The organism is Mycolicibacterium madagascariense, from assembly GCF_010729665.1.
Taxonomy (GTDB): Bacteria; Actinomycetota; Actinomycetes; order Mycobacteriales; family Mycobacteriaceae; genus Mycobacterium; species Mycobacterium madagascariense.
In genome coordinates, this window is sequence record NZ_AP022610.1 from 3,347,171 (window position 1) to 3,368,049 (window position 20,879).

Below are 20,879 nucleotides of genomic sequence, written 5' to 3' on the forward strand. Positions count from 1 at the left end.
GGGTTTGACAATCGATTACGGGTTAGTTCAGGTCGGCGACGGGGATGGCACCGGCAGCCGTCGTATCGGAGTGGGGAGCGGGGCGGGCCGATCGCAGGAGACGGGCGAGCCGCTGGGCGTCGTCCTGCTCGCTGACCGTGGTCGGCACCACGACGCTGCGCGGGATGACCTTGACGAGCACGGCGTAGAGCAGTCCACCGATGACCGCCGAGGACACGAAGCTGAGGTCGACGCCACCCAGGACGTTGGCCCACGGTCCGACGTAGAGAGTGGTGTTGACGAACATCATTCCGATGACGGTCGCGGGGATCCACGCCAGCATCGCGGCCACGTTCCACCCGCGGGTGAACCAGTACGCGCCACCGGCGACGCGGGGTTGCATGTTGAAGACCTGGAGGTCCTGACCGTAATACCGACCGCGGGTGAGGAGGTATCCGATGAGGTTGATGATCAACCAGGGCGCCGTGATCACCAGCAGGATGATGAGGAAGGCACTGGCCGCCGCAACGAGGTCGTACAGGAACGCGCCGACGTAGACCAGGATCGTGCCGAGCGCACCGATGAGCAGTGTGGCGGGAACGCGCTTGAGCGACGGGATGATCGACGACGTGTCCAGTCCGGTGCCATAGACGCACAGGGCGCCCTGGGCGCAGGAACCCGCCAAGGCGATGAGCACGATCGCGGCGGCATAGGCGGTCGGTGAGGCGTCGACGAAGCCCACGACCCAGTCGGTGACACCTGCCGGGAACGACATCGCGACGTAGATGGCGAAACACAGCGCGACGGCGGTGCCGGCGAACATGCCGACGAAGGCCGCGGTGACCACGCGCCGGGATGCCCAGCGCTTCGCCGAGATGTAACGCGTGTAGTCACCGACTTAGGGACAGTACGAGATTGGCAATGACGCGGCGGTCGTCGCGCTCAGCAGCCACGTGGCGGGGTAACTGCCGAGCAGCAGTCCACCCGCAACGGGTGGTTGGGCGCTGAAGTGCGGCAGGAGCACGATGACTCCGATCACGAGCAGCAGACCCATCGTCGGGACGAGGATCCGGTTGGCCAACACCACGTTCGCGTGTCCGTAGATGGCGACCACGAGCGTGGCCGCCGCGATCAGCGCGTAGGAGATCGCGAGTTCTGCCGTGCCGGAGGGCATCCCGAACAGCTTGTGGAGCCCGGCGACGAGGGCCGTGCCCCCGGTCCACACCGTGAGTGCATAGAAGCCGACCGCGGTGAACACTCCCACCAGGGAGCCGACGATGCGGCCGACCACACCGAAGTGCGCGCCGCTGCTCACCGCGCTGTTGGTGCCGGTGCGCGTGCTGAGCAGAGCCAGGGGCGCGAACATCGCCGAGCCGACGGCCAACCCGACCAACGTGGACGTCAGCGACCCCCACCAACCCAATCCGAAGGAGACGGGCAGGAACCCCAGAACGATGATGCCGAAGCACAATTGGGTGCCGAAGAATACCGCGGTGAGCTCGCGGGGCCGAGAATGCCGCTCGGCTTCGGGGATGTAGTCGACGCCGCGGGTCTCGACGCGACCCACCGCGTCGATCCCCCCAGACGGCAGGGGCGAGTCACTGACCATGGTGCGGTGCTCCTATCTGTGAGCTGATCAACGGCTCGGCATGGGCGCACGTGCCGTATTCGGTGTGGGACGAGAAATCCTCGGGAAACAATGAGCGGGCGGATTCGACCGGCGGCGTGGGCATGTCGATCAAAGAGCACTTGCGCGGCATGTCGGCGACGAACTCGTCGACGACGCCGAGCCTGCCGAGCAGGTCGTCGGGTCCCTTCTGTCGTAGGACCTGCTGCAGCGTTCGGTGATAGGTCTGGGTCTTCATGCGGCAGGGCGGACATTGGCCGCACTGCTCCCTGCTGAAGAAGCCGGTGATCTCCTCGCAGATCTCGACGATGCACGTGTCGGTCGCGAGGACCCGCACCGCCAGGCATCCCGGTTGAGACCCTGCGGCACGAATTGCCGTGTCGGCGATGGGGATGTCGGCGCTGTCGGCGGGCAGGAACCGTGTCGAGGGCCCGCCGGGCTGGAACGCCTTCAGGTGGCCAGATCCGGTGAGGCCGCCGGCGCGTGCGAACAGGTCGTTGAACGTATCGGTCCCGGGGTCGATCTCGAAGACGCCGGGGGCCGTGACGTCACCGCTGACAGTGGCCAGCCGCGTCCAGGTGGCGGGGCGTTCATCCCACGCGGCTCGGACGATGCGCGGAAGGTTGGCGAGCGTCTCGCAGTTGGCCACCAGTGTCGGCAGGCCGGCGACGCCGCTCTCGGTCGGGAACGGTGGTTGCCCCGTGGGCCTGCCGTCACCTCCGTTGATGGCGTCCACCGCCGCGGTCGCCTCACCGGAGACGTACCGGGGGTCGGCACGCACGATCCGCACCGCGACGAACGGAAAGCGTTGGCGCACCTCGTCGACGGCACGGGTGATGCTGTCGCATTCCTCCTGCGCGGTGTCGCTGACGTAGAGGACGACGTCGCGGGCGTCGAGCGTGATCGCCGCGATCAGCACACCCTCGAGGACGACGTGCGGGTTGCCCAGCAGTAGCGCCCGATCCTTTCGGCTGCCCGGTTCGTCTTCGGCGGCATTGCACACCACCACGCGCGGTCCGGCCGTGGCCAGTGCGGACTCGACCTTGCGGGCGAAGGGGAAGTGAGCGCCGCCCAGACCGGTCAGCGGCGTCGCGAGCAGTGCGCGCTGGGCCCGGTCCCGGTCGGCCGCTGCGTAGTGCAGCGCGAGATAGCCGTCCTGGTCGAGATACCCGGGGTAGTCGACGCGATGGGGCGGCAGCAGGGTGTCAGGGGTCGGCATCGCAGGTCCTAGTCCGACAGACTCAAGTCACCGGGTTTGAACCCGGCATCGAGCATGTTGAAGATCTTGCGCGCCAGAAACGAGCTGCTGCGGTCGATTCCCTCGACGGCGTCTCCCCCTTCGGCGTGAGCGACGATGCTCTCGGCGTGTTGGGGTTCGACCTCGCTGTAGAAGGCCCGGCAGTGCTCGATGAGCAGATTGGGGCCCTGCTCGCATGCGGCGAAGCAGACGTAGTCGTTGACCTCGATGTCGGAACCGGTTTCATCGACGATGTCGCGCAATCGATCTCGGATGGCTTCGGACCCGCGCATGGCGCAGTCGACGTTCACGCACACGTGGATGATGCGGTCTTCGGAGCGGACGTCGTCAAACACGGACGTCATCTCCCGGGTCCTCGGCGTCCCAACTCAGCACGACTTGCTCGTCGTCCCACCGGGTGAAGTAACCCCGGTAGGCCGACACGACCTGGTTGAGATCGCGGCTATCCCAGTCCCGTCCAAGGTGTTCGGACACCGCGGACGTGTGGATGACCATGCGGTCGGGCACGTCGAGCAACACCATGCCCGGCATGTGCACCACCGAGGCGTCGGGAACGTCCTGGCAGACCGCGGCGACGATGGCGTCGCATTCCTCACCTCCCATCATCTCGATGCCGACTACCGACCGTGCGACGTGTGCGGTCATGCCGTGAGCTCCTGTTCCATCGAATCGATTGCAGTGACGTCGATTCCGTTCTCGGCGAACTGGGCGGTGAGCCACGCCACGGGTTCGGCCAGTGCGCTTTCGACGTCGAAGTCACCGAGGACGTGCACCGCCGCCGCGTGGGCCTGCGGCAGGACGGCGTCGACCCACGTGTGAATGAGGTCGCGATTGGCCTCGCCATGCACCGCGTCACCGCAGACCATCTTCAGGAATGCCGCGGCGCTCTCGCGGTGGCGCAGTTTGTCGTCCTCGATCGAGCGGCACACGAAGGGAGTCAGTCCGTCGCCGGCGGCCAGGCTGCCGGTGGTGAGCAGCGCGTGCGCCGCGCTGGTCAGCAGCGGCTCCACGACGAGGTCGGCCACGACGATGGTCTTGCCCCAGTCCAGATTGGTCAACGTCTCCTCGATGAGACGGCGACAGGGTTGGAAGCGGGGTTCCTCCATCCAGTCGGGGCGCGGGTCGTCGAAGCCGTCGAAGTGTTCGCCGTAGGCCAGTGCGAGGCGGCCGTACAGCTGGGCGTGGCGCAGTTCGTCGAACATCATGAACGAGGTGGCGCCGGCAATCCATGACGACAGCGCGAAGCGGGTGGCGTTCTGATGCGCCACGCACAGACCCCAGTCGGGGTACTGCAACACTCCAACCACCCTGCGCAACAACTCGACTCGCGCCGGATCGACGTTCGCGAGTTGTCCGTCACCCTGAGCGAAGTCGAACGCCGTGGCGACGCTGCGTCCGGCCCGGGCCTGACGTGTGGTGTAGGTGCGGTAATACAGTTTGTCGGGCGTGCGGTAGGACTCCCAGTCACTGCACCGCAATTCGGTGCTGTCATCGGTCCATACCTTCTGCGACGGGCGCCCCCCGTCGATGTGGTAGGGGCCGTGCCACTGCAACAGCTGGGTGACCTCCTCGTACTCGTTCAGTCGGCGTCCGGTCGGTGGGCTCGTATCATCTAGGTCGAGCGGCGGTTTGACGGATGGTTCGGTGTCGAACTGCGGTTCACCGACGGGGCGCACCTCGATCAGGTCACCGTCGTCGATGCCGACGTCGGCGAGCCGGGTATCGTCGTCGCCGTCGACGTCGAGTTGCAGCACGCGACCCCGTGCGGAGCGGGCGCCGCTGATCAGTGTCATCAGGTCGGCCACGGTCGGGTCGTCGTTGCTCAGCACGAACGCCTCCGGCGCCGCTTCGCCGAGTACCCGTGAATAGACGAGCATCGTATGAATCTCCTTGTGATGTAACGAATTCGAGACGTCAGAGGGTGGCCGGGACCCGCATCGCGGGGAAGTAACCGTCGGGAGCGCGAACGCCTCCCAGTGGGGTGCCGTCGGGCGTGATGTTGAGGAACTGGGCGACCCAGCTGGGGTCCTTGTCCGCCAACAGCAACGGGGAGGGCTCGATGTTTCGTGCGTACTTGGTGGCTTCGCGTTCGAAGATCCACTGGCAGCCCTCCGAGCAGAACCAGTAGCGCTGACCGTCGTAGTCCACGGGTAGTGCCACGGGGTGTGCCGGTTCGGGGAACGTGCAGGGGAACTTGCAGACGTCGCACGTCATCGGGAGCGTGTCGGCGTCGACGTTCGCGCCGGCTGCCACCGTCCGCCAGAACGGGGCGTGGCCGTGCTCGAAGGCGGGGTACTTGTCCTGCAGCCAGGCCAGGTCCTCGGCGGTCGGCTGATGCACGTCGAACCACAACTGGTCGCGGGAGGCGTAGAGACCGCGCCAAATGCTATGGGAGCCATGCTCGATCTCGGCGAGCGCCTGATCGAGGTGGCGCGGCGGCTTGAGTCCGAACTGCGACAGCTCGGAGACGTAGCCCTGGATGAAGTCCTCCACGACGTACCGCTGGAAGGCCTCCTTGTAGGAGATCGGCTTGTTCTTGGGGAAGTAGTCGAGCACGGGCCCGACGACCGCCAGCAGCAGACGGTGACAACGCCAGAACCACTTGTCCATCCAGTCCTGGATCAGCGAGAGGTTCGCATCGTCGTTCTGCAGGAGTGCCCGAGCCACGGACTGGCCCAGAGCCATGTGCCGCGTCTCGTCGCTTTGAATCGTGAGATGTGCTTGGCCGAAACCGAAGTCGCCGTTGGCCACGCCCGCGGCCGGCGCGGCGATGAAGAGGAGATTGGTGAACGCCGTCTCGAAGACCAGGTTCGTGCCGATGATTCCCTCGATGGGGTCGGTGGTGATGAGGTCTTCGAAGAAGGACCGGTCGCCCTGGAAGTACCAGTGCCTTTCGAAGAAGGCCAGCCGATCCTTGGGGAGGAGGAAGCCGCTCTCGTGGTGCTTGACGTAGTCCTTCGCCTGATAGACCGCCTCCTCGGCATGCCGCCGTTCGTCCATCGCCTGAACCATCGACGCGATCCGGATGGCTGGGGCAGGTGCGAACCGCGCGATGCGGACGTGTCCGCGGTAGTTGTAGTACTCGCTGTAGGTCAGCGCGGTGTTGAAGGACTTCATCGCCTCCACCCACCGGGGATCCACGCGGCCGATGTGGCCGAAACGGGCGCCCGCGTCGCGGACGGCGTGGAACTTGTCCTCCTTCTCGGCCTGGATGCGGATGTAGTCGTCGAACAGGATCTGAAAGGGGTCGTTGAACTTCTTCCAGTCGGGCATGGTGCAGGCGGTGCGCCATTCCGACGGCACGTAGGCGTCCTCGGCGACGTAGGTGGGGTCCCAGTGCAGGGAGTGAGTCAGTCGCTGATATTGCTCGCGGGTCTTCATCGATCATCCAATCTGTCGTTGCGGAGCCGTCGCCGGTCCGTCGTACTGTGACCTAACCTTGCAAATTTCTTGGAAGGTTTGCCGTCTTCGTCTGCCGAGTCAAGGTTTGTGGAATTTCTGAAGGTTAGAGCTCGGATGCTACGGCGCAATGAACGCTCGTTACGGGCGTGTTTCGATCCCGGCCGCGAGGTGCATACCGCTGAATTCGACGTTTCGACACGTCACGGGCGACGTCGGCCATCGCGACACCGCAGGCAAGACAGGAGGTAAGCACCGCCCGGGGCGGCGTCGCGACGATATCCTCCTAGGCATCACCCATTGGAAAGCTGAGAGGCCTCGACGAGGGACGGGCGTGACGACGACCATCAACAAGGGCGACGGGTCGAGTGCTCGTCGTCGTCCTCGACGAGTAGCTCCCGAATCGCCGGCCAACGGGCACGGCCAAGTCCTCTACATCCAGCAGGCGGCCCAACTCGTCGGCGCCAGCGCCGTGCAGTTACGCCAGTGGGAACAGCAGCACCTCATCCAACCGGCGCGCACGGCATCGGGCTACCGCACCTACAGCTCGGCCGACATCGAGCGGATGCAGCGCATCCAGTCCCTGATGGCCGGGGGCGTCAATGCCGAGGGTGTGCGCCGCATCCTCGACCAACCCGGACCGACGACGCGCCACGGCTCAACGCCGACAACGGAATCCGCGCACTCCCGACAGGCCGGCCAGACCATTCGGGACCTCCGCAAGGGCCGCAAACTCACACTGCGCGAGGTCGCCGCGATGACCGGACTCAGCGCGTCCTACATCAGCGCGGTGGAACGCGGCACCGCGGTGCCCTCCATCGCCTCGCTCCAGAAGATCGGCGCCGCCTTCGACACGAATGCGCTCGGCCTCATGACCGAGGACTACGAGGCTCCCAACCTGTTGGTCCGCGCGCATGCGCGCCGGGTGCTCGACAGCAACAAGGGTGTGCGCATCGAGGACATGTCGACCGCCGGCAGCAATTTGGAACCCCTGCTGTTCACCTTCGAACCCGGCTGCGGCAGCGATGGTGCGATCTCCCACGAGGGCGAGGAATTCTTGTTCGTCATGACGGGGCAACTCCACCTACGCCTCGACGGCAGCGACGACTACCTCCTCGATCCCGGCGATTCGATGTCGTTCCGCAGTGAACGTGCCCATGAGTTCGGCAACCCGCACGGTCCCGGGCCCACCACGGTGCTCTGGATAAACACCCCACGAACGTTCTGACGCAGCGGCTTCGGACACTCTGCAACAGAAAGTGGTCGCGATTTTGGACGCTGGTTAGCGACGAGTTGGACGTAAGAGTGCCAAGCATCCAAACCACAGGGAGCATGCAAGGGATGTCATGACTTCGTTTGACGAAAAGTGCGGCGGTCTCGCTGCTTAGGCGTCGTTGTGCCCAGGAGTCAACGAAGTTGATTACGACGGGTGAGAGGTGCGTCCTCGGCGATCGAGCGGCGTATCTGCTCCTGAATGGCGACGTAGCGCGGGCTCAATGCCGCCAACTCCGGGGCTGCCGCAGGGACAATTGAGCACCTAACCGCGGACGAACAACTGTTTCGCTGGTTACCCCCTCGAACCGTGCCACGAAGTTCGGTCGAAGAATTGTCACCCGACCTAGGCCGCCACAAGAAGGTTTCATCTAGGCCGCGTCGCTCGCCCGTGTCCTGACGAGTTGCGACGACGGCGGCTGTCGGTCTTGAGGCTATGTGAATGCCACCGGATCTAAGAGCGGTCGACAGCAATTCCGAACGGTCGTCGGCTAACCGTGCATGCCGTTCGCTCTAGAGGGCAATCCACCGTTGACGCGTGCCTTCAGCGCAGATATACGGCGGAGTATGTCCAGGACGGCAGCGACGGCGGGGCGCCTTTCGGCGCTGATGCGAGTTATCGCGTCGACGCGTCGAGCGACGTTGATGCCATTGACGGGTCTGCGAATGAGATCGTCGATCGTCGATGCGTGCCGGGGTAGCAAAGCGATGCCAACGCCCGCTAGGACGAGCTCTTCGACGACACGGAAATCGTTGATCCGCTGGACTATTCGCGGTTGTACCCCGGACACGACTGCGAGAGATCGCATGACGTCGTCGCCCATGCGTCCGATCTCCACGCTGATCCATGGGCAGTGGGCTAGCTCGTGTAGAGCGATGGATTCGGCGCCGGCGAGGTGATGGTCCTTCCGCAAGACGAGGTCAAGTGGCTCGCGGAGCAGGAAGGCGACTCTCACTCTGGGGCCCCAGTTCGAGGTGTCACGGTCGTCGCGATCAACGACGACCACGTCGTGATCGGCTAGCAGCTCAGGAGCCTTGCCGGTTGGCTGATCGACGTCGCGCGCGATGACATCGACGCCGACTGCTGCCGCATCCACGATGAGTGCCGGCAGCAGCATCGACGCGGCTGACGGCACCATCGCGACGCGCACGGCGCCGCGAGGCGTGGTGCGGAAGGCGTCCATCTCGGCCTCGGCGTGATCCAGTGCCGCGAGCACTTCGTCCGCGCAGGCGAGGAGCGCACGGCCAGCCTCGGTGAGACGCACCCGCCGTCCGTAAGGCTCGAGAAGGTCGACCCCAGCCTCTTTTTGCAGGCGCTTGAGTTGTTGGGACACTGCCGAGGACGTCATCGATAGTGCGTCGGCCGTTGCCTGGACGGTGCCCCGTTCGCCGAAGTCTCGCAACAGGCGCAGGCGCTCGACATCCATTAGTGAACTCTAAACAGATACCCAACAAAACGTCGCTTGTGCAAGCAAGGCTCGGGCGGGAAGGTTGGTGCGCCGAACGAAGAGGGAGCAACGCCGATGGTCGACCGAACAATCGAAACACGTTACAACGCAGCTCGTTTGGCAATCCAAATGGATTTGCGCGGGGTCGACGTGGTCGTGTCGACAAGTCTCGAGAACGTGCGGTACCTGACAGGGATCAACTCCGTTGCACTTGAGATGTTCCCCCACACCGGGCATTGCTTCGCCGTCGTGGCGCGCGATCAGCCCGGTGCGCCCTTCTTCATCAGCTCGCGGTGTGAGGTCGATCAGTTTCTTGACGCGCCTTGGCCGTTGGCTGGCGCCTTGGCCTACGGACCGTTCAGTCGAGAATCCCGTGACGAACCCATGACCGAAGACGAGCTACGCCTTAGGAAGGTGTCGGTCGAGGACGTCTCCTCCGCGACACCCCTGGAGGCACTCACGCAAGCCCTAAAGTTGCTCGGCGTCGACTCCGGCCGGGTCGCGATCGACGAGACCGGCGTGAACCCCGCGTTCCTCGATGCCTTCGCTGAAACCCGTCCGAGGGATTCGACTCGGGACGCCGGGCCGCTGTTGCGCGCGGTCCGCAAGGTCAAGACGGCTGGCGAGCAAGACGCTATTGCGGCTTCCGCAGCGGTAGCCGAGCATGGCATCGCCGCGGCGATCGGTATTGCCAGGCCCGGCATCACTGAGAGGGACCTCGTCCGCGAATTCGAGAGGTCCGTCGTTTCTTTGGGCGCGCGCCCCAAGTTCACCTTGATCAAAATCGGCCGCGCTGGCGTGGGTGGCCAAACCCAACCGACGGACTTGCCTCTAAAGAGCGGTCAAGCAATCTGGTTCGACGTTGGTGGCGTGGTCGACGGTTACTGGTACGACGTCGCGCGCGTGTTCTGCTTAGGAGAACCCGACGCGAAGGTCGCCGCCTACTACGACGCGATGCTCGCTGGTGAGCAGCGCGCTATCGAGGCGGCACGGCCCGGAATGACGGGTCGGCAGCTGTTTGATCTGACTGTTGAAGCCGTACGCGAATGCGGCGTACCGCATTACCAGCGTCATCATGTTGGACACGGGATTGGTGTGGAGGTCTATGACGACGTATTGATCACACCGTCGAGCGACGACGTCATCGAGGAGGGGACAGTCGTCAACATCGAAACTCCCTACTACGAGTTCGGTTTTGGGGCGGTGCATGTCGAGGATCCGTTCGTGGTAAGTGCATCGGGCAACAGGCTGTTGACCACGATGTCGCGCGCGTTGGAGACGGTAGGAAGGTGATTCACGACGACGTCCTGAGTCTGATCGGTGAGACACCGATCGTTCGTCTACGCCGGCTGAAGGTCGAGAATCGTTCTGAGATCTTGGTCAAGCTGGAGGCTTATAACCCCGGTCGAAGCATCAAGGATCGCTCGGCGCTCTTCATGGTCGAGCAAGCCGAGCGTGACGGTCGCCTGTTACCCGGCGGCACGATCATCGAGTCGACGTCGGGTAACTTGGGCAAGGCGCTTGCCCTCATCGGGGCCGTCCGCGGATACCGAGTCGTGCTCGTCGTCGACCCGAAGGTTCCGCGATCGGTGCTGCAATTTGCCGCCGGGTTGGGAGCCACGCTCGACTTCGTCACTATTCCGGACCAACACGGCGGTTACCAGGGCCCACGCATCGAGCGGGTCAAAGCCTTGTGCGCGGAGGATCCCAGCCTGTTCTGGCCCGATCAGTACAATAATCCCGATAATCCGCGCGCACATGCGTCTGTCACCGCTACCGAGATTCTTGCTGACCTGGACTTCGTCGATGCGTTGGTGGCGACGGTAAGCACCGGCGGTCATGTCACCGGCCTGTCACGCACCCTTAAACAACACCTGCCCCAGCTCGTCACGGTGGCGGTGGATGCCATCGGGTCCTCGACGTTCGGACACCCCTTCTCTACCTACAAGATGCGGGGTATCGGATTGGCCTGGAAGCCAAACAATCTCGACCACTCGTTAATAGATCGGTTCCACCCAATCGCCGACCACGAGGGGATTGCCACCAGTCGGGTACTCGTACGCCATGAGGGGATCTACGTCGGGGAGTCTTCGGGCGCCGCAATCTTCGCCGCGCTCCACTACGCACACCACCACCCGGGCCATCGAGTCCTGGTAGTCGCCGCCGACGACGGGGTCAACTACCTCGGCGAATCCTTCGACACGGACTGGTTGCGTCGTCACGGCCTGGGACAGGTACTTGATGACTCAGCGCTTTGCGACCCCAGTGGCCTGGTCCGAGCCGCTATCACACCCACTCATCAGCCGATGCTATTTGAAACGTCCGCGTCGACGATCTCACGAACCAATTTCGCGCCCTAGGAGGAGCATTGGCAATCCGCAACGGAAACCAGTATCGAGGTGGGCTCAAGGACGGCCGCTGCGTTTGGATGGGCGGGCGCAGGGTCGACGACGTCGCTACCCACCCTGCGCTGGCTGGTCCAGTAGACACCATCGCCGCCCTCTACGACCTGCAGGACATTCCAGGATTCGCCGAAATTCTGACGAGGGCGGCGAATGGCGAGATCATTCCGAAGTCCATGTGCCCACCGCGTTCCGCAGATGACCTTGCACAGCGCGGGACAGCCTTCCGCGTTGCCGCAGCAGAGACATTTGGCCTGATGGGCCGGGCGCCGGATTTTGTCAACGTCATGTTGACCGCGTTTTCCTCAGCAGCGGATTATTTCGGTGCCGTCGACCCGCGCTTCCGCGACAATATTCGTTCCTACCACCGGTGGTGTCAGCTCAATGATGCATTCGTCACCCACGCCTCAATCAACCCCCAAACCGACCGGTCCAAGGGGAGCGCGGCGCAGTCCGATTCGACTGCTCATCTCAAGGTGGTCGATCAGAACGCCGCAGGCGTCGTAGTCCATGGCGCGAAGATGATTGCGACCCTCACACCCATCGCCGATGAGATCCTGGTCTTCCCAATGCCTGGCTACCAACCCGGGGATGAGGCGTACACCGCTGCCTTCGCGATTCCCGCCAATCATGCGGGCGTTAGCATCGTGTGCCGGGAAGCTTTCGGAGATCCATTAGGCCGCAACACGTTCGACCACCCACTGGCTCGTTTCGACGAAATCGACGCGATGGTCGTCTTCGACGGCGTCACCGTACCGTGGGAACGGGTCTTCCTGCTGGGGAGCGTCGAGAAGGCCAACGGCCTATATAGCCAGACGACTGCTCAGCACCACACCGGTCACCAAGGCGTCATTCGGGGCCTCGCCAAGGCTGAATTGCTTTGTGGAATAGCCGTTGAGCTTGCTGAGTCGGCCAACACGTCGACCTACTTGCACGTCCAGGAGATGCTCGGCGAGATACTGTCGCTGCTAGAAATCTACCGCGGTGCGGTGCGTCGTGTCGAAGACGAGGCCACGATGTCGCGGTGGGGCACGATGACTCCCTCGATCAACGCCGTGCGCGCAATTCGCTATCACTTTCCCAAGGCGTGTTCGCGCATGATTGAGGTTATTCAAATCCTAGGTGGGGGAAGTCTTCTGGCGACTCCAGCACAGAACGACTTGCGCGCTGCTGCGCATCTTTCACCGACTCGGTTCTTCGGCACCTATGGGGATGGGTACGAGCGGATCGGACTGCTCAAGCTCGCGTGGGACGCCACCGGTGATTCCCACGGCCAGCGGCAAGCGCTCTACGAGCGCAACCTGGCGGGCGATCCGGTGCAGCTCGCCGCGACTCAGTACAGGCAGTTTGACACCACTGGGGTGAAGGACACAGTCCGTCGGGCCTTGCGCACGGCCGATGCCACAGCCGGCCCTACCGCCGCCGGCTCTCGGAAAGATAAGGAGTTCACTACCGCATGTGTGGAATAACAGGATGGGTTTCCTACGGACGAGATTTGCATCCGCATCGACCGACCATCACGGCCATGACACAGGCGTTGGATCGCCGGGGCCCCGATGGGGCCGGTATCTACCTCGATACGCACGTCGCCCTCGGCCATCGCCGTCTCGCCGTCATGGACATACCGGGTGGCGCCCAGCCGATGATCACCGCTACAGCCGACGGCGACGTCGCGCTGGTTTACTCCGGTGAGGCCTACAACTTCCAAGAACTTCGCGCCGAGCTAGCGTCACGTGGCCACCGGTTCCATTCACACTGTGACACCGAGGTCGTCTTGGCGGGCTACCTGGAATGGGGTCCCGCCGTCGCAGACCGCTTGAACGGCATGTACGCCTTCGCAATCTGGGATGGCCGACGTGACGCCTTGGTGATGATCCGTGATCGCATGGGCGTCAAACCGTTCTACTACTCCCCGACCTCCGACGGGGTGTTGTTCGGTTCCGAGCCCAAAGCCATTCTCGCCAACCCGGCTGCGTCCCATACCGTCACGCTGGAGGGGATGCGCGAGCTCTTCGCGTTCATCAAGACACCCGGTCACGCCATCTGGGACGGGATGGTCGAAGTAAAGCCGGGAACGATCGTCACCGTTGACCGCAGTGGAATTCGTAGTCATGTGTACTGGTCATTGCAAACCGCCGAGCACACCGATGACCAGGAGCGCACCGTCGCTCACGTGCGCGACCTGCTCGACGACATCGTGCGTAGGCAACTGGTCGCCGACGTGCCGACCTGCACGCTGCTGTCCGGCGGGCTCGATTCCTCGGCGATGACGGCAATCGCGGCTGCACAGGCCGCCGAACGCGGCAAGAAGGTGCGCAGCTTCTCCGTGGACTTCGTCGGGCTGACGGACAACTTCGTTCCGGACGGGCTTCGAAGCACCCCTGACACCCCATTCGTCCACGACGTAGCCACCAAGGCACGTACCAACCACCGGGACATTGTCCTCAGCTCGCTGGAAATTGCTGATCCTGCAATACGGGCCGCGTCGATCCGAGCACGTGACTTCCCTTCAGGCTTGGGAGATCTCGACCAATCCCTATACCTGCTGCTAAAAGAGATCAAACGGCACGCGACGGTCGCAATGACCGGTGAATCCGCAGACGAGTTGTTCGGTGGATACCGACAGTTCTTCGACCCGCACGCACGAAAAGGTCAGACGTTTCCATGGTTGGCGAACGGACATCAATTCTTTGGCCGAGCTGCGGAACGGCCATACGAACAGAGCCTTCTCACGCCGGCGTTCGAAGCGGCCCTCGATCTAACCACCTATGTTCAAGACACCTATCTTGACGCCGTTCGAGACATTCAGCGCCTGCCCGGTGAAAGCGACATGGAGTGGCAGATGCGCAAGATCAGTTATCTCCACCTGACCAGATTTGTACGAATCTGGCTGGACCGCAAAGACCGCATCTCCATGGCATTCGGTTTGGAGGTCCGAGTACCGTTCTGCGATCACCGACTCGTCGAGTACGTCTACAACACACCTTGGGCACTTAAGACTTTCGACGGTCGGGAGAAATCGTTGTTGCGGGCCGCTGCGGCCGACGTGCTGCCGCTGTCGGTCATCAATCGCACTAAGGCGCCATTTCCGACACCGCAGGATCCTGGGTACGCAGCAGCGCTTCGCGCCCAGTGCGCCGATCTGCTGGCGAGTCCGAACCACCCGGTGTTCGACTTGATCGACGCCGAACTACTGCGGGTCGCCGTCAAAACCGAGTTCCCGCAAAGCGATCAGGCATCACGTCGCGATCTAGAACGGACGCTAGATCTAGCGACTTGGATCGACCTCTATAGCCCCATGATCGTCATGACATGAGTGCTCGTAACTTCGGCAACGGAAAACAATGACTGAAGAACCCTGCGCCACAATTGATGCACAAGACGAGGTGACCAAATGGTGATCCTGGCGGGTGTGACGGCAGTCATATGGGTATGGGCAATCAGCGACGTAATAGCTTTCGATTTCCGGTTGCGACCCGAGACGAAGGACAGGTGGATTGGCACCGTCATGCTGATCCCGGTTATCGGTGCGCTGGCCTGGCTACTGCGCGGCCGCCCTACGCACGCTGATTCGAAGGCACCCGGTCGAAGGCTCCGCTCCGACCCACTCATCTGCGTCGTGGACCAAGCTCGGACGGGCTCCAATGCCCCACGACCATGGTGGAATACGTGACTCAGCCGTCATCCCCGTATGCCGACGACGCCGACCCGTTTCAGGACGCCGAACATAGCTCTGCCGACGAACTTCGCAACCTAATGCGCTTCTTCTTTACGGGTGTCGCAGTGATCACGGTTACTGATGACGATGGGTCACTCCGGGGCATGACCTGCACATCGCTGACCAGCGTAACCCTGGAGCCACCAACGCTGTTGGCGTGTCTGAGGTCATCTAGCAGCACACTGCAAGCAATTCTGACGGGCACGCGGTTTGCCGTCAACGTCCTGCATAATCGGGCGGCGCAAACAGCGGCACTGTTTGGCTCCTCAGCCTCGAGACGAGTTGCGGACGACGCGGCCAGGCCTTCTCCTAAGCTCGGCCAGCCGTGGCTGCACGAAGATTCGGCGGCAATGGCCGAGTGTCGTCTCTTGTCAACATCAGTCGTGGGAACACACACGGTGGTGTTTGGCCATGTCACGTCCGTCGAGATCGGCGACGTCGCCTCTCCGCTTGTGTACGGGCAGCGGCGCTACCACCGGCTTCTCGAGCGGTGACTTCAGTGAGCCCTGACATGAATTCCCTGACCGACGCAGTACCGCGAACTGTCCGTGAACTAAACCGGTTGAATCGCCTGAACCGCAACACCTCGGGCATGTGTCGCGGTTACGTCCAGGCGAACGTGATAATGCTCCCCAACACCGATGCGTTCGACTTCCTGAGGTTCTGCGTCCAGAACGCTGCGGCTTGCCCCGTCCTTGAAGTCACCGCCCCTGGTCAGTGGGAGCCTGTGTTGACTGCCCCTGGATCGGATTTACGAACTGACGTTGGTCGCTACGAGGTGCACCGAGACGGCGTTCGAACGGAGGTTCGGACCGATGTTTGCGACGTTGTCGATGACCACATGTGTTCTTTTCTGCTTGGCTGCAGTTACACCTTCGAACATGTTCTCGTCGAAGCGCGGATTCCCATGCGCCACCAGGAGCAGCGCATAGACGGCGCCCCTATGTTCCGCACCAATCGTAGTTGCGTACCGGCCGGACGGTTCCACGGCGAACTTGTGGTGACGATGCGTCCGATCCCGCACAATCGCATCTCGGAGACGGTCCGGCTCACCGCGGCCCACCCGGAGGCGCACGGAGCGCCCGTCTCCGTCGGCTGTCCAGAGGCTCTTGGCATCATGGACTTGAACCGGCCGGACTGGGGAAGCCCGGTAGCTCTCAGCCCCGGTGATGTACCAGTGTTCTGGGCGTGCGGCGTCACGGCAACAAATATCTTGCGGAACGCCCAACTTGCTTATGCCATAACCCATTCAAGCGGGTTCATGTTCATCACCGACGTCGAGGTCACGCCATGATGAACCGACGTCGACAACGGAACCGTCGCGTCGCGGTGACTGAACAGAACACTTACCAGCACGCGGGCCCGATGGATCGGACGCCGCCAAGGAACTGGGTGGCCGTCGTCATCGTCGCGGTAGCCGTTTTCGCCGTTACGACGACCGAAATGACACCGATGGGTCTGCTGCCGCAGATCGCGAATGATCTTCACGTCACAGACGGGCAGGCGGGATATAGCGTCAGCCTCTTTGGCGTTCTCGCTGGCCTTTTGGCACCCTTCACCGCGATCGTTACCGGCCGAGTTGGCCGCCGGACACTGCTGCTGATCATCTTGGCCGTGTTTACCCTGGGGAATGCCCTCTCTGCTCTGTCGAGCACCTACGCCCTTTTCATGGGTTCACGCTTGACCTGTGGGTTGATCCACGGCCTTTTGTGGTCCATCGTTGCCAGTGTCGCGATCCGGCTAGTGGCCCCGCGTGATGCGGTACGCGCTACCGCAGCCGTCTTCTCCGGTATCTCGGTCGCCCTTGTGCTTGGTGTCCCGTGCGGCGCTTTCATCGGGCACGCGGTGGGCTGGCGCTGGACCTTTGTGGTCCTGTCATGCGCGTGCGCGCTCACCTTCGTCGTCCTGCGACTCGTACTTCCGTCGCTCCCGTCCCGACAAGCCTTCACCTTCGGCGAACTCATGCCCCTAATACGGTCCAAAACGGTTGGTAACGTCCTAATCATCACCGCCTGCGTTGTCGTCGGCAACTACAGCGCGTACACCTACATTGCACCATTCCTCAGTGAGGCCCGCGGCATTGACGCGCGGCTGATTGGAGCCTTCTTGCTGTGCTACGGGATCGCTGGCGTCGCCGGGAACTTCGCCGCAGCGGCTCTGCTCACCAGGTTTCGTGCGATTCGACCAATCCTGACAGGTCTGTCTCTTACGGTCACGGCAACGCTGCTCCTCCTCCTTATTCCGAGTCACTCCCCCGCGTGGGCCGCCCTCGGGATGATGATCTGGGGGGCGTCGTACTCAGCGCTGCCTGTCGCGTTGCAGACCCTTGTGCTGCGGGTTGCCGGCCGCCGCCACGGCGAGGCCACCACTTCGCTGTACGTCTTGGTGTTTAACTGTGCCATCGCAGCTGGCGCACTACTCGGTGGAATCGCGATTGATCGCGCAGGACCACTAGCGCCTACGCTGGTCGGTGCCGTCGCATCGGCGGCAAGTCTGATCGGGATTTCGCTCGTCCAGGCCCGCGGAGGACCGGACGAGGTTGCTTGCCCTTAGAATGTTTCCAAGTAATGCCGACTTTCCCAGCCGCATCCGTGAACTGCTGAAGACGGGTCGACCCTGGCCTGCGATGTGGCGGCGGATGGTACTGAAGAAGCCACCCGTGATGCTGTCCCAGTACCGAAGACTGACCAGCTTCCCGCTCGACACCAGCCGCCACCGCTCCCCTCAAGCCACAGTTCATGATCTTAGCGCCGGGAATCACTCCTGCGCCGGCCCTGCCCTTCAACTGTGTAGCCGAACCCGACTAACGGCCCCGACGCGGATAAGTGGCAAGAGCCCAAAGACATCGAGAACGAGCCTCTGCCAAGCGATCTCTCTCCGCTTCGGTCGTTCTCGACGCCGTATCCCTATCCCATGAGAGACACTGTTTGTTGTCTGTGACGGCCGAAACTGAGCAGTAGTTTCCGAGCGGCTTCTGGCAGGGAAGAGCTTTTTCAAGCGGGCAGGGTGAAGCGGCAGCCGCAACCGTCGTAGTGGCCGTTCCTTTGTTGACCGGATGAGTGCCCAGCCGTGTCGAGTGGGTCGTGTCCATACGTGTCTAGTCTGACAGCGCGCTTTGGTAACCGCAGGACGGCACTTCCGACTTGAGGCGGACCGCAGGTCTAAAAAACGAGCGTAGTAAGCGGCATCGCAACGTTATTGATCAAGAAACTGCGCGTGTCCCGCCAGACGTGTGCCGACACCAATGGTCTTATTACGGACGCTTGTGTGCTCAGCCCTCGAACACGGCCATGACCAACACCATAGGACGAGCTCGCGGCGCGTCGGTGGCGTTTGTCAGACGTCGTCCGAGGAGCCCATGAGGCCCGTGAGGTAATCGATTGCGTCGCCTGACAATTGGCGGGACTTCTTCGTCGTCGTGTCGACGTGGACGATGACGGTCTCCGCCGTCGCGGTGCACCTGTCGCCCTGGAAGAGCGCTTGCCTCAGCCGGATCGAGCTCGAGCCCACCTTGGCCACTCGGGTACCGATGGCGACGTCGCCCGGCCACAGAATTTCGGCCCGAAAGTCGACACCGAGATGGGCGATGACGAAAGAACATCCGTCGTCTGCCACTGGGCGCTGAGCAAGATGGAGCAACTCGACCCGTCCGGTCTCGAAGAAGGTGGCGAAGACGGCGTTGTTGACGTGGCCCTGCCGATCAGTGTCGCTGTACCGGATCTTGTCGAGGGCTCGCCCCGGAAAGTCGCCCAGACTGATGTCGCCATCGCGCATCCCGACATGATCACCTGTCGACACCGGGTTCGACAAACCGAGCCCGAGCCATCGGGGATGCCGATCGGCCCATCCCGGATGGCTGGGGTGGCGTTTCGACGACAGCCATCTCTGAAACTCTAATGACCTGGATTCCTTCTCGAGTCACTCCCCGTGGACCGAGATGATGACTCGATTGCCCTGTGAGACAAAGACACATGGACAGCGAGACGCGCCAGGGCTAGGCGGTGTCCGGAGTGGCGAAGGAGGCAATGTGATCGATGGTGGTGTGCAATCCGGTCGATAGGGGCTCGGCGTCGCGCAACGCCTTGGACACCAACAGGCCGCCCTGCAGGGCGGTCAGCAGCGCCAAGGCCAACCGATCGACGTCGGCGCCCTCGATGAGTGCGCCGCGAATCTTCATCGCGAACAAGCCGTCCCGGATGGCTCCCCGCCAGCGGCGATAGCCCACCACGACGTCGTCTCGAGCCACCTCGTCACAGTCGGCGAGCTCGTTGGCCAACGATCCCAATGGACAGCCGCCCCGAAAGTCGTTGGCGCGCGCCGTTTCCACGATGACGTCGGCCCAGCTTCGCAACGCGTCGATGTCATCGAGGCGCGCCAGCAGGGGTTCGTGAAACCCGACGATCGTGTCGCTCCAGTGCTTGATGACTGCGCAGGTGAGGGCGTGCTTGTCCCCGAAGTAGTGGTAGATCTGCGATGCGCTCACCCCGGCGGCGGCCTGCAGGTCCTCGGCACTGGTACCCGCCACCCCCTGCTGATACATCAGGCCCGCGGCGGCGACCACGATGCGGTCGCGCGTGGCCTGCCCCTTGCGCGTGATCACTCCGCGATCGTAGCTGATTCTGGTATTGACATTCCAAACAGACTGCGGTTCGGTGGAATGGTGATTCCATACCCACGGGTACGCACCGGCGCCGATACATACCCGCTGCCGCAGGGCAACGCGTATGTTCGGAGCATAGATGCAGCTCACAGTGCCTGTAGGCTCTTCGACGCGACGCGTCGGGCCGGACATCCCCATCGGCGCCGCTCACTTCCAAATGTGGAATTGACATTCCATAGCGAGTGCGCAACAGTCGGTCGAGCGGCCCGTCCACGGCTTCGCAGAGCCGGTCGCATGACGGTACGAACGACCACCGCCGGAACCGGGCTGGGGGTCCACTGGACCGCTTCATCCGCAGCGAGCCAACGCCAACCGAGAGGGAACGACCGATGAAATTCCACGGCAAGACCGTCCTGATCACCGGCGCTACGTCCGGAATCGGTAGGGAGACCGCGAAACTGTTCGCCCAGCATGGCGCCGCGGTGATCGTCACCGGCCGCGACGACACCCGCGGCAAGGCCGTCGTCGCGGAGGTCGAGGAGCTCGCCCCCGAGAACGCCCCCGCCCGGTTCGTCGCCGCCGACCTGAACGTCGCCGACGACGTGAAGCGACTGATTCAGCAGGCCGGGGACGTCGACGTCCTGGTCAACAACGCCGGTTTTTGGGAGCTCGCCCCGACCGCGCAGACCACCGAGGCGGGGTTGGATGCCATGTTCGCGGTCAACGTCAAGGCACCCTTCCTGCTGACCGCAGCCTTTGCCCCGGCGATGGCGGGCAACGGTGGCGGCGCGATCGTCAACGTGTCCACGATGGTCGCCGACCGCGGCCAGGCCGGCATGGCCGGCTACGGTGCCGCCAAGGCAGCCCTGGAATCGCTGACGCGCTCATGGGCTGCGGAATACGGGCCACAGGGCGTGCGCGTCAACGCCGTCGCACTGGGCCCCACCATGACTCCGGCGATGGATCCGATGGCGGACATGCTGCCCACCTTCGTCGCCGCCATTCCGCTGGGACGCGCCGCGCAGCCCATCGAAATCGCCCACGCCATCGCCTATTTGAGCAGTGACGACTCGAGCTTCATCACCGGGGCCATCGTCCCGGTCGACGGGGGCCGCCAATCAGTCTTGTGACGTCACCGAAATCGAGGTCGTCGACCCATCGGCGGCGACCCCACCC

General features: G+C 63.2%; 18 protein-coding genes and 1 pseudogene. 10 read left to right on the forward strand and 9 right to left on the reverse strand.

The genetic code is table 11. The annotated features are described in order from the left end of the window. Positions 1-22: 22 nt before the first annotated feature. The 6 genes and pseudogenes from G6N60_RS28600 to G6N60_RS15730 form a co-directional block, all read right to left on the reverse strand. A pseudogene (locus tag G6N60_RS28600) lies at positions 23-1,588 on the reverse strand (purine-cytosine permease family protein). Beyond that, positions 1,578-2,825: an NADH-ubiquinone oxidoreductase-F iron-sulfur binding region domain-containing protein gene (locus G6N60_RS15710; protein ID WP_163738972.1), complete on the reverse strand. Its 1,248-nt coding sequence runs from the start codon at positions 2,823-2,825 to the stop codon at positions 1,578-1,580. The pseudogene G6N60_RS28600 and the gene G6N60_RS15710 overlap by 11 nt, the downstream one beginning before the upstream one ends. Before the next feature lie 8 nt (positions 2,826-2,833). Beyond that, positions 2,834-3,208 (reverse strand): (2Fe-2S) ferredoxin domain-containing protein, encoded by a 375-nt coding sequence (locus tag G6N60_RS15715; protein WP_163738975.1) that lies wholly within the window; start codon positions 3,206-3,208, stop codon positions 2,834-2,836. Next, entirely contained in the window at positions 3,192-3,509 is a 318-nt protein-coding gene (locus G6N60_RS15720; protein WP_163738978.1) for an MmoB/DmpM family protein, read from the reverse strand. The genes G6N60_RS15715 and G6N60_RS15720 overlap by 17 nt, the downstream gene beginning before the upstream one ends. Beyond that, on the reverse strand, positions 3,506-4,741 hold the full coding sequence (locus G6N60_RS15725) for a ferritin family protein (RefSeq protein WP_163738981.1): 1,236 nt from the start codon (positions 4,739-4,741) through the stop codon (positions 3,506-3,508). Before G6N60_RS15725 ends, G6N60_RS15720 begins: the two co-directional genes overlap by 4 nt. 37 nt (positions 4,742-4,778) lie before the next feature. Then, positions 4,779-6,245 carry a YHS domain-containing protein gene (locus tag G6N60_RS15730; protein ID WP_163738986.1) on the reverse strand — a complete coding sequence of 489 codons (1,467 nt, stop codon included), beginning with the start codon at positions 6,243-6,245 and terminating at the stop codon, positions 4,779-4,781. Between the two features lie 352 nt (positions 6,246-6,597). Between G6N60_RS15730 and G6N60_RS15735 the strand changes: the two genes are divergently transcribed. Beyond that, complete coding sequence (locus G6N60_RS15735) at positions 6,598-7,491, forward strand: MerR family transcriptional regulator (RefSeq protein ID WP_163738989.1); 894 nt, start codon at positions 6,598-6,600, stop codon at positions 7,489-7,491. 535 nt (positions 7,492-8,026) lie between these two features. Here the strand turns inward: G6N60_RS15735 and G6N60_RS15740 are convergent. Then, complete coding sequence (locus G6N60_RS15740) at positions 8,027-8,962, reverse strand: LysR family transcriptional regulator (RefSeq protein WP_163738992.1); 936 nt, start codon at positions 8,960-8,962, stop codon at positions 8,027-8,029. A 96-nt stretch (positions 8,963-9,058) separates the two neighbouring features. On the opposite strand from G6N60_RS15740, the gene G6N60_RS15745 reads away from it, so the two are divergent. From G6N60_RS15745 to G6N60_RS15780, 8 genes are all read left to right on the forward strand, one after another. Next, entirely contained in the window at positions 9,059-10,276 is a 1,218-nt protein-coding gene (locus G6N60_RS15745) for a M24 family metallopeptidase (RefSeq protein WP_163738994.1), read from the forward strand. Next, positions 10,273-11,343: a PLP-dependent cysteine synthase family protein gene (locus G6N60_RS15750; RefSeq protein WP_163738998.1), complete on the forward strand. Its 1,071-nt coding sequence runs from the start codon at positions 10,273-10,275 to the stop codon at positions 11,341-11,343. Before G6N60_RS15745 ends, G6N60_RS15750 begins: the two co-directional genes overlap by 4 nt. Before the next feature lie 8 nt (positions 11,344-11,351). Next, entirely contained in the window at positions 11,352-12,854 is a 1,503-nt protein-coding gene (locus tag G6N60_RS15755) for a 4-hydroxyphenylacetate 3-hydroxylase family protein (protein WP_163739000.1), read from the forward strand. Beyond that, the gene (asnB, locus tag G6N60_RS15760) at positions 12,842-14,701 is read left to right on the forward strand and encodes an asparagine synthase (glutamine-hydrolyzing) (protein ID WP_163739002.1); all 1,860 of its coding nucleotides are present in this window, start codon (positions 12,842-12,844) and stop codon (positions 14,699-14,701) included. Before G6N60_RS15755 ends, asnB begins: the two co-directional genes overlap by 13 nt. A gap of 78 nt (positions 14,702-14,779) precedes the next feature. Continuing rightward, positions 14,780-15,058: a PLD nuclease N-terminal domain-containing protein gene (locus G6N60_RS29035; protein WP_163739006.1), complete on the forward strand. Its 279-nt coding sequence runs from the start codon at positions 14,780-14,782 to the stop codon at positions 15,056-15,058. Further along, a complete protein-coding gene (locus tag G6N60_RS15770; protein WP_163739009.1) occupies positions 15,055-15,597 on the forward strand; it encodes a flavin reductase family protein in 543 nt (180 codons plus the stop codon). The genes G6N60_RS29035 and G6N60_RS15770 overlap by 4 nt, the downstream gene beginning before the upstream one ends. 17 nt (positions 15,598-15,614) lie before the next feature. Next, a complete protein-coding gene (locus G6N60_RS15775; protein ID WP_197746944.1) occupies positions 15,615-16,397 on the forward strand; it encodes a D-glutamate cyclase family protein in 783 nt (260 codons plus the stop codon). A gap of 98 nt (positions 16,398-16,495) precedes the next feature. Beyond that, complete coding sequence (locus tag G6N60_RS15780) at positions 16,496-17,656, forward strand: MFS transporter (RefSeq protein ID WP_163739012.1); 1,161 nt, start codon at positions 16,496-16,498, stop codon at positions 17,654-17,656. A 783-nt stretch (positions 17,657-18,439) separates the two neighbouring features. On the opposite strand, the gene G6N60_RS15785 is transcribed toward G6N60_RS15780, so the two are convergent. Together G6N60_RS15785 and G6N60_RS15790 are read right to left on the reverse strand one after the other, a co-directional pair. Beyond that, entirely contained in the window at positions 18,440-18,913 is a 474-nt protein-coding gene (locus tag G6N60_RS15785; protein ID WP_197746945.1) for an acyl-CoA thioesterase, read from the reverse strand. 184 nt (positions 18,914-19,097) lie between these two features. Then, positions 19,098-19,703, reverse strand: coding sequence for a TetR/AcrR family transcriptional regulator (locus G6N60_RS15790; protein ID WP_246240734.1), 606 nt, complete (start codon positions 19,701-19,703; stop codon positions 19,098-19,100). A 389-nt stretch (positions 19,704-20,092) separates the two neighbouring features. Between G6N60_RS15790 and G6N60_RS15795 the strand changes: the two genes are divergently transcribed. Beyond that, positions 20,093-20,833 carry an SDR family NAD(P)-dependent oxidoreductase gene (locus tag G6N60_RS15795; RefSeq protein ID WP_163739015.1) on the forward strand — a complete coding sequence of 247 codons (741 nt, stop codon included), beginning with the start codon at positions 20,093-20,095 and terminating at the stop codon, positions 20,831-20,833. Positions 20,834-20,879: the final 46 nt, after the last annotated feature.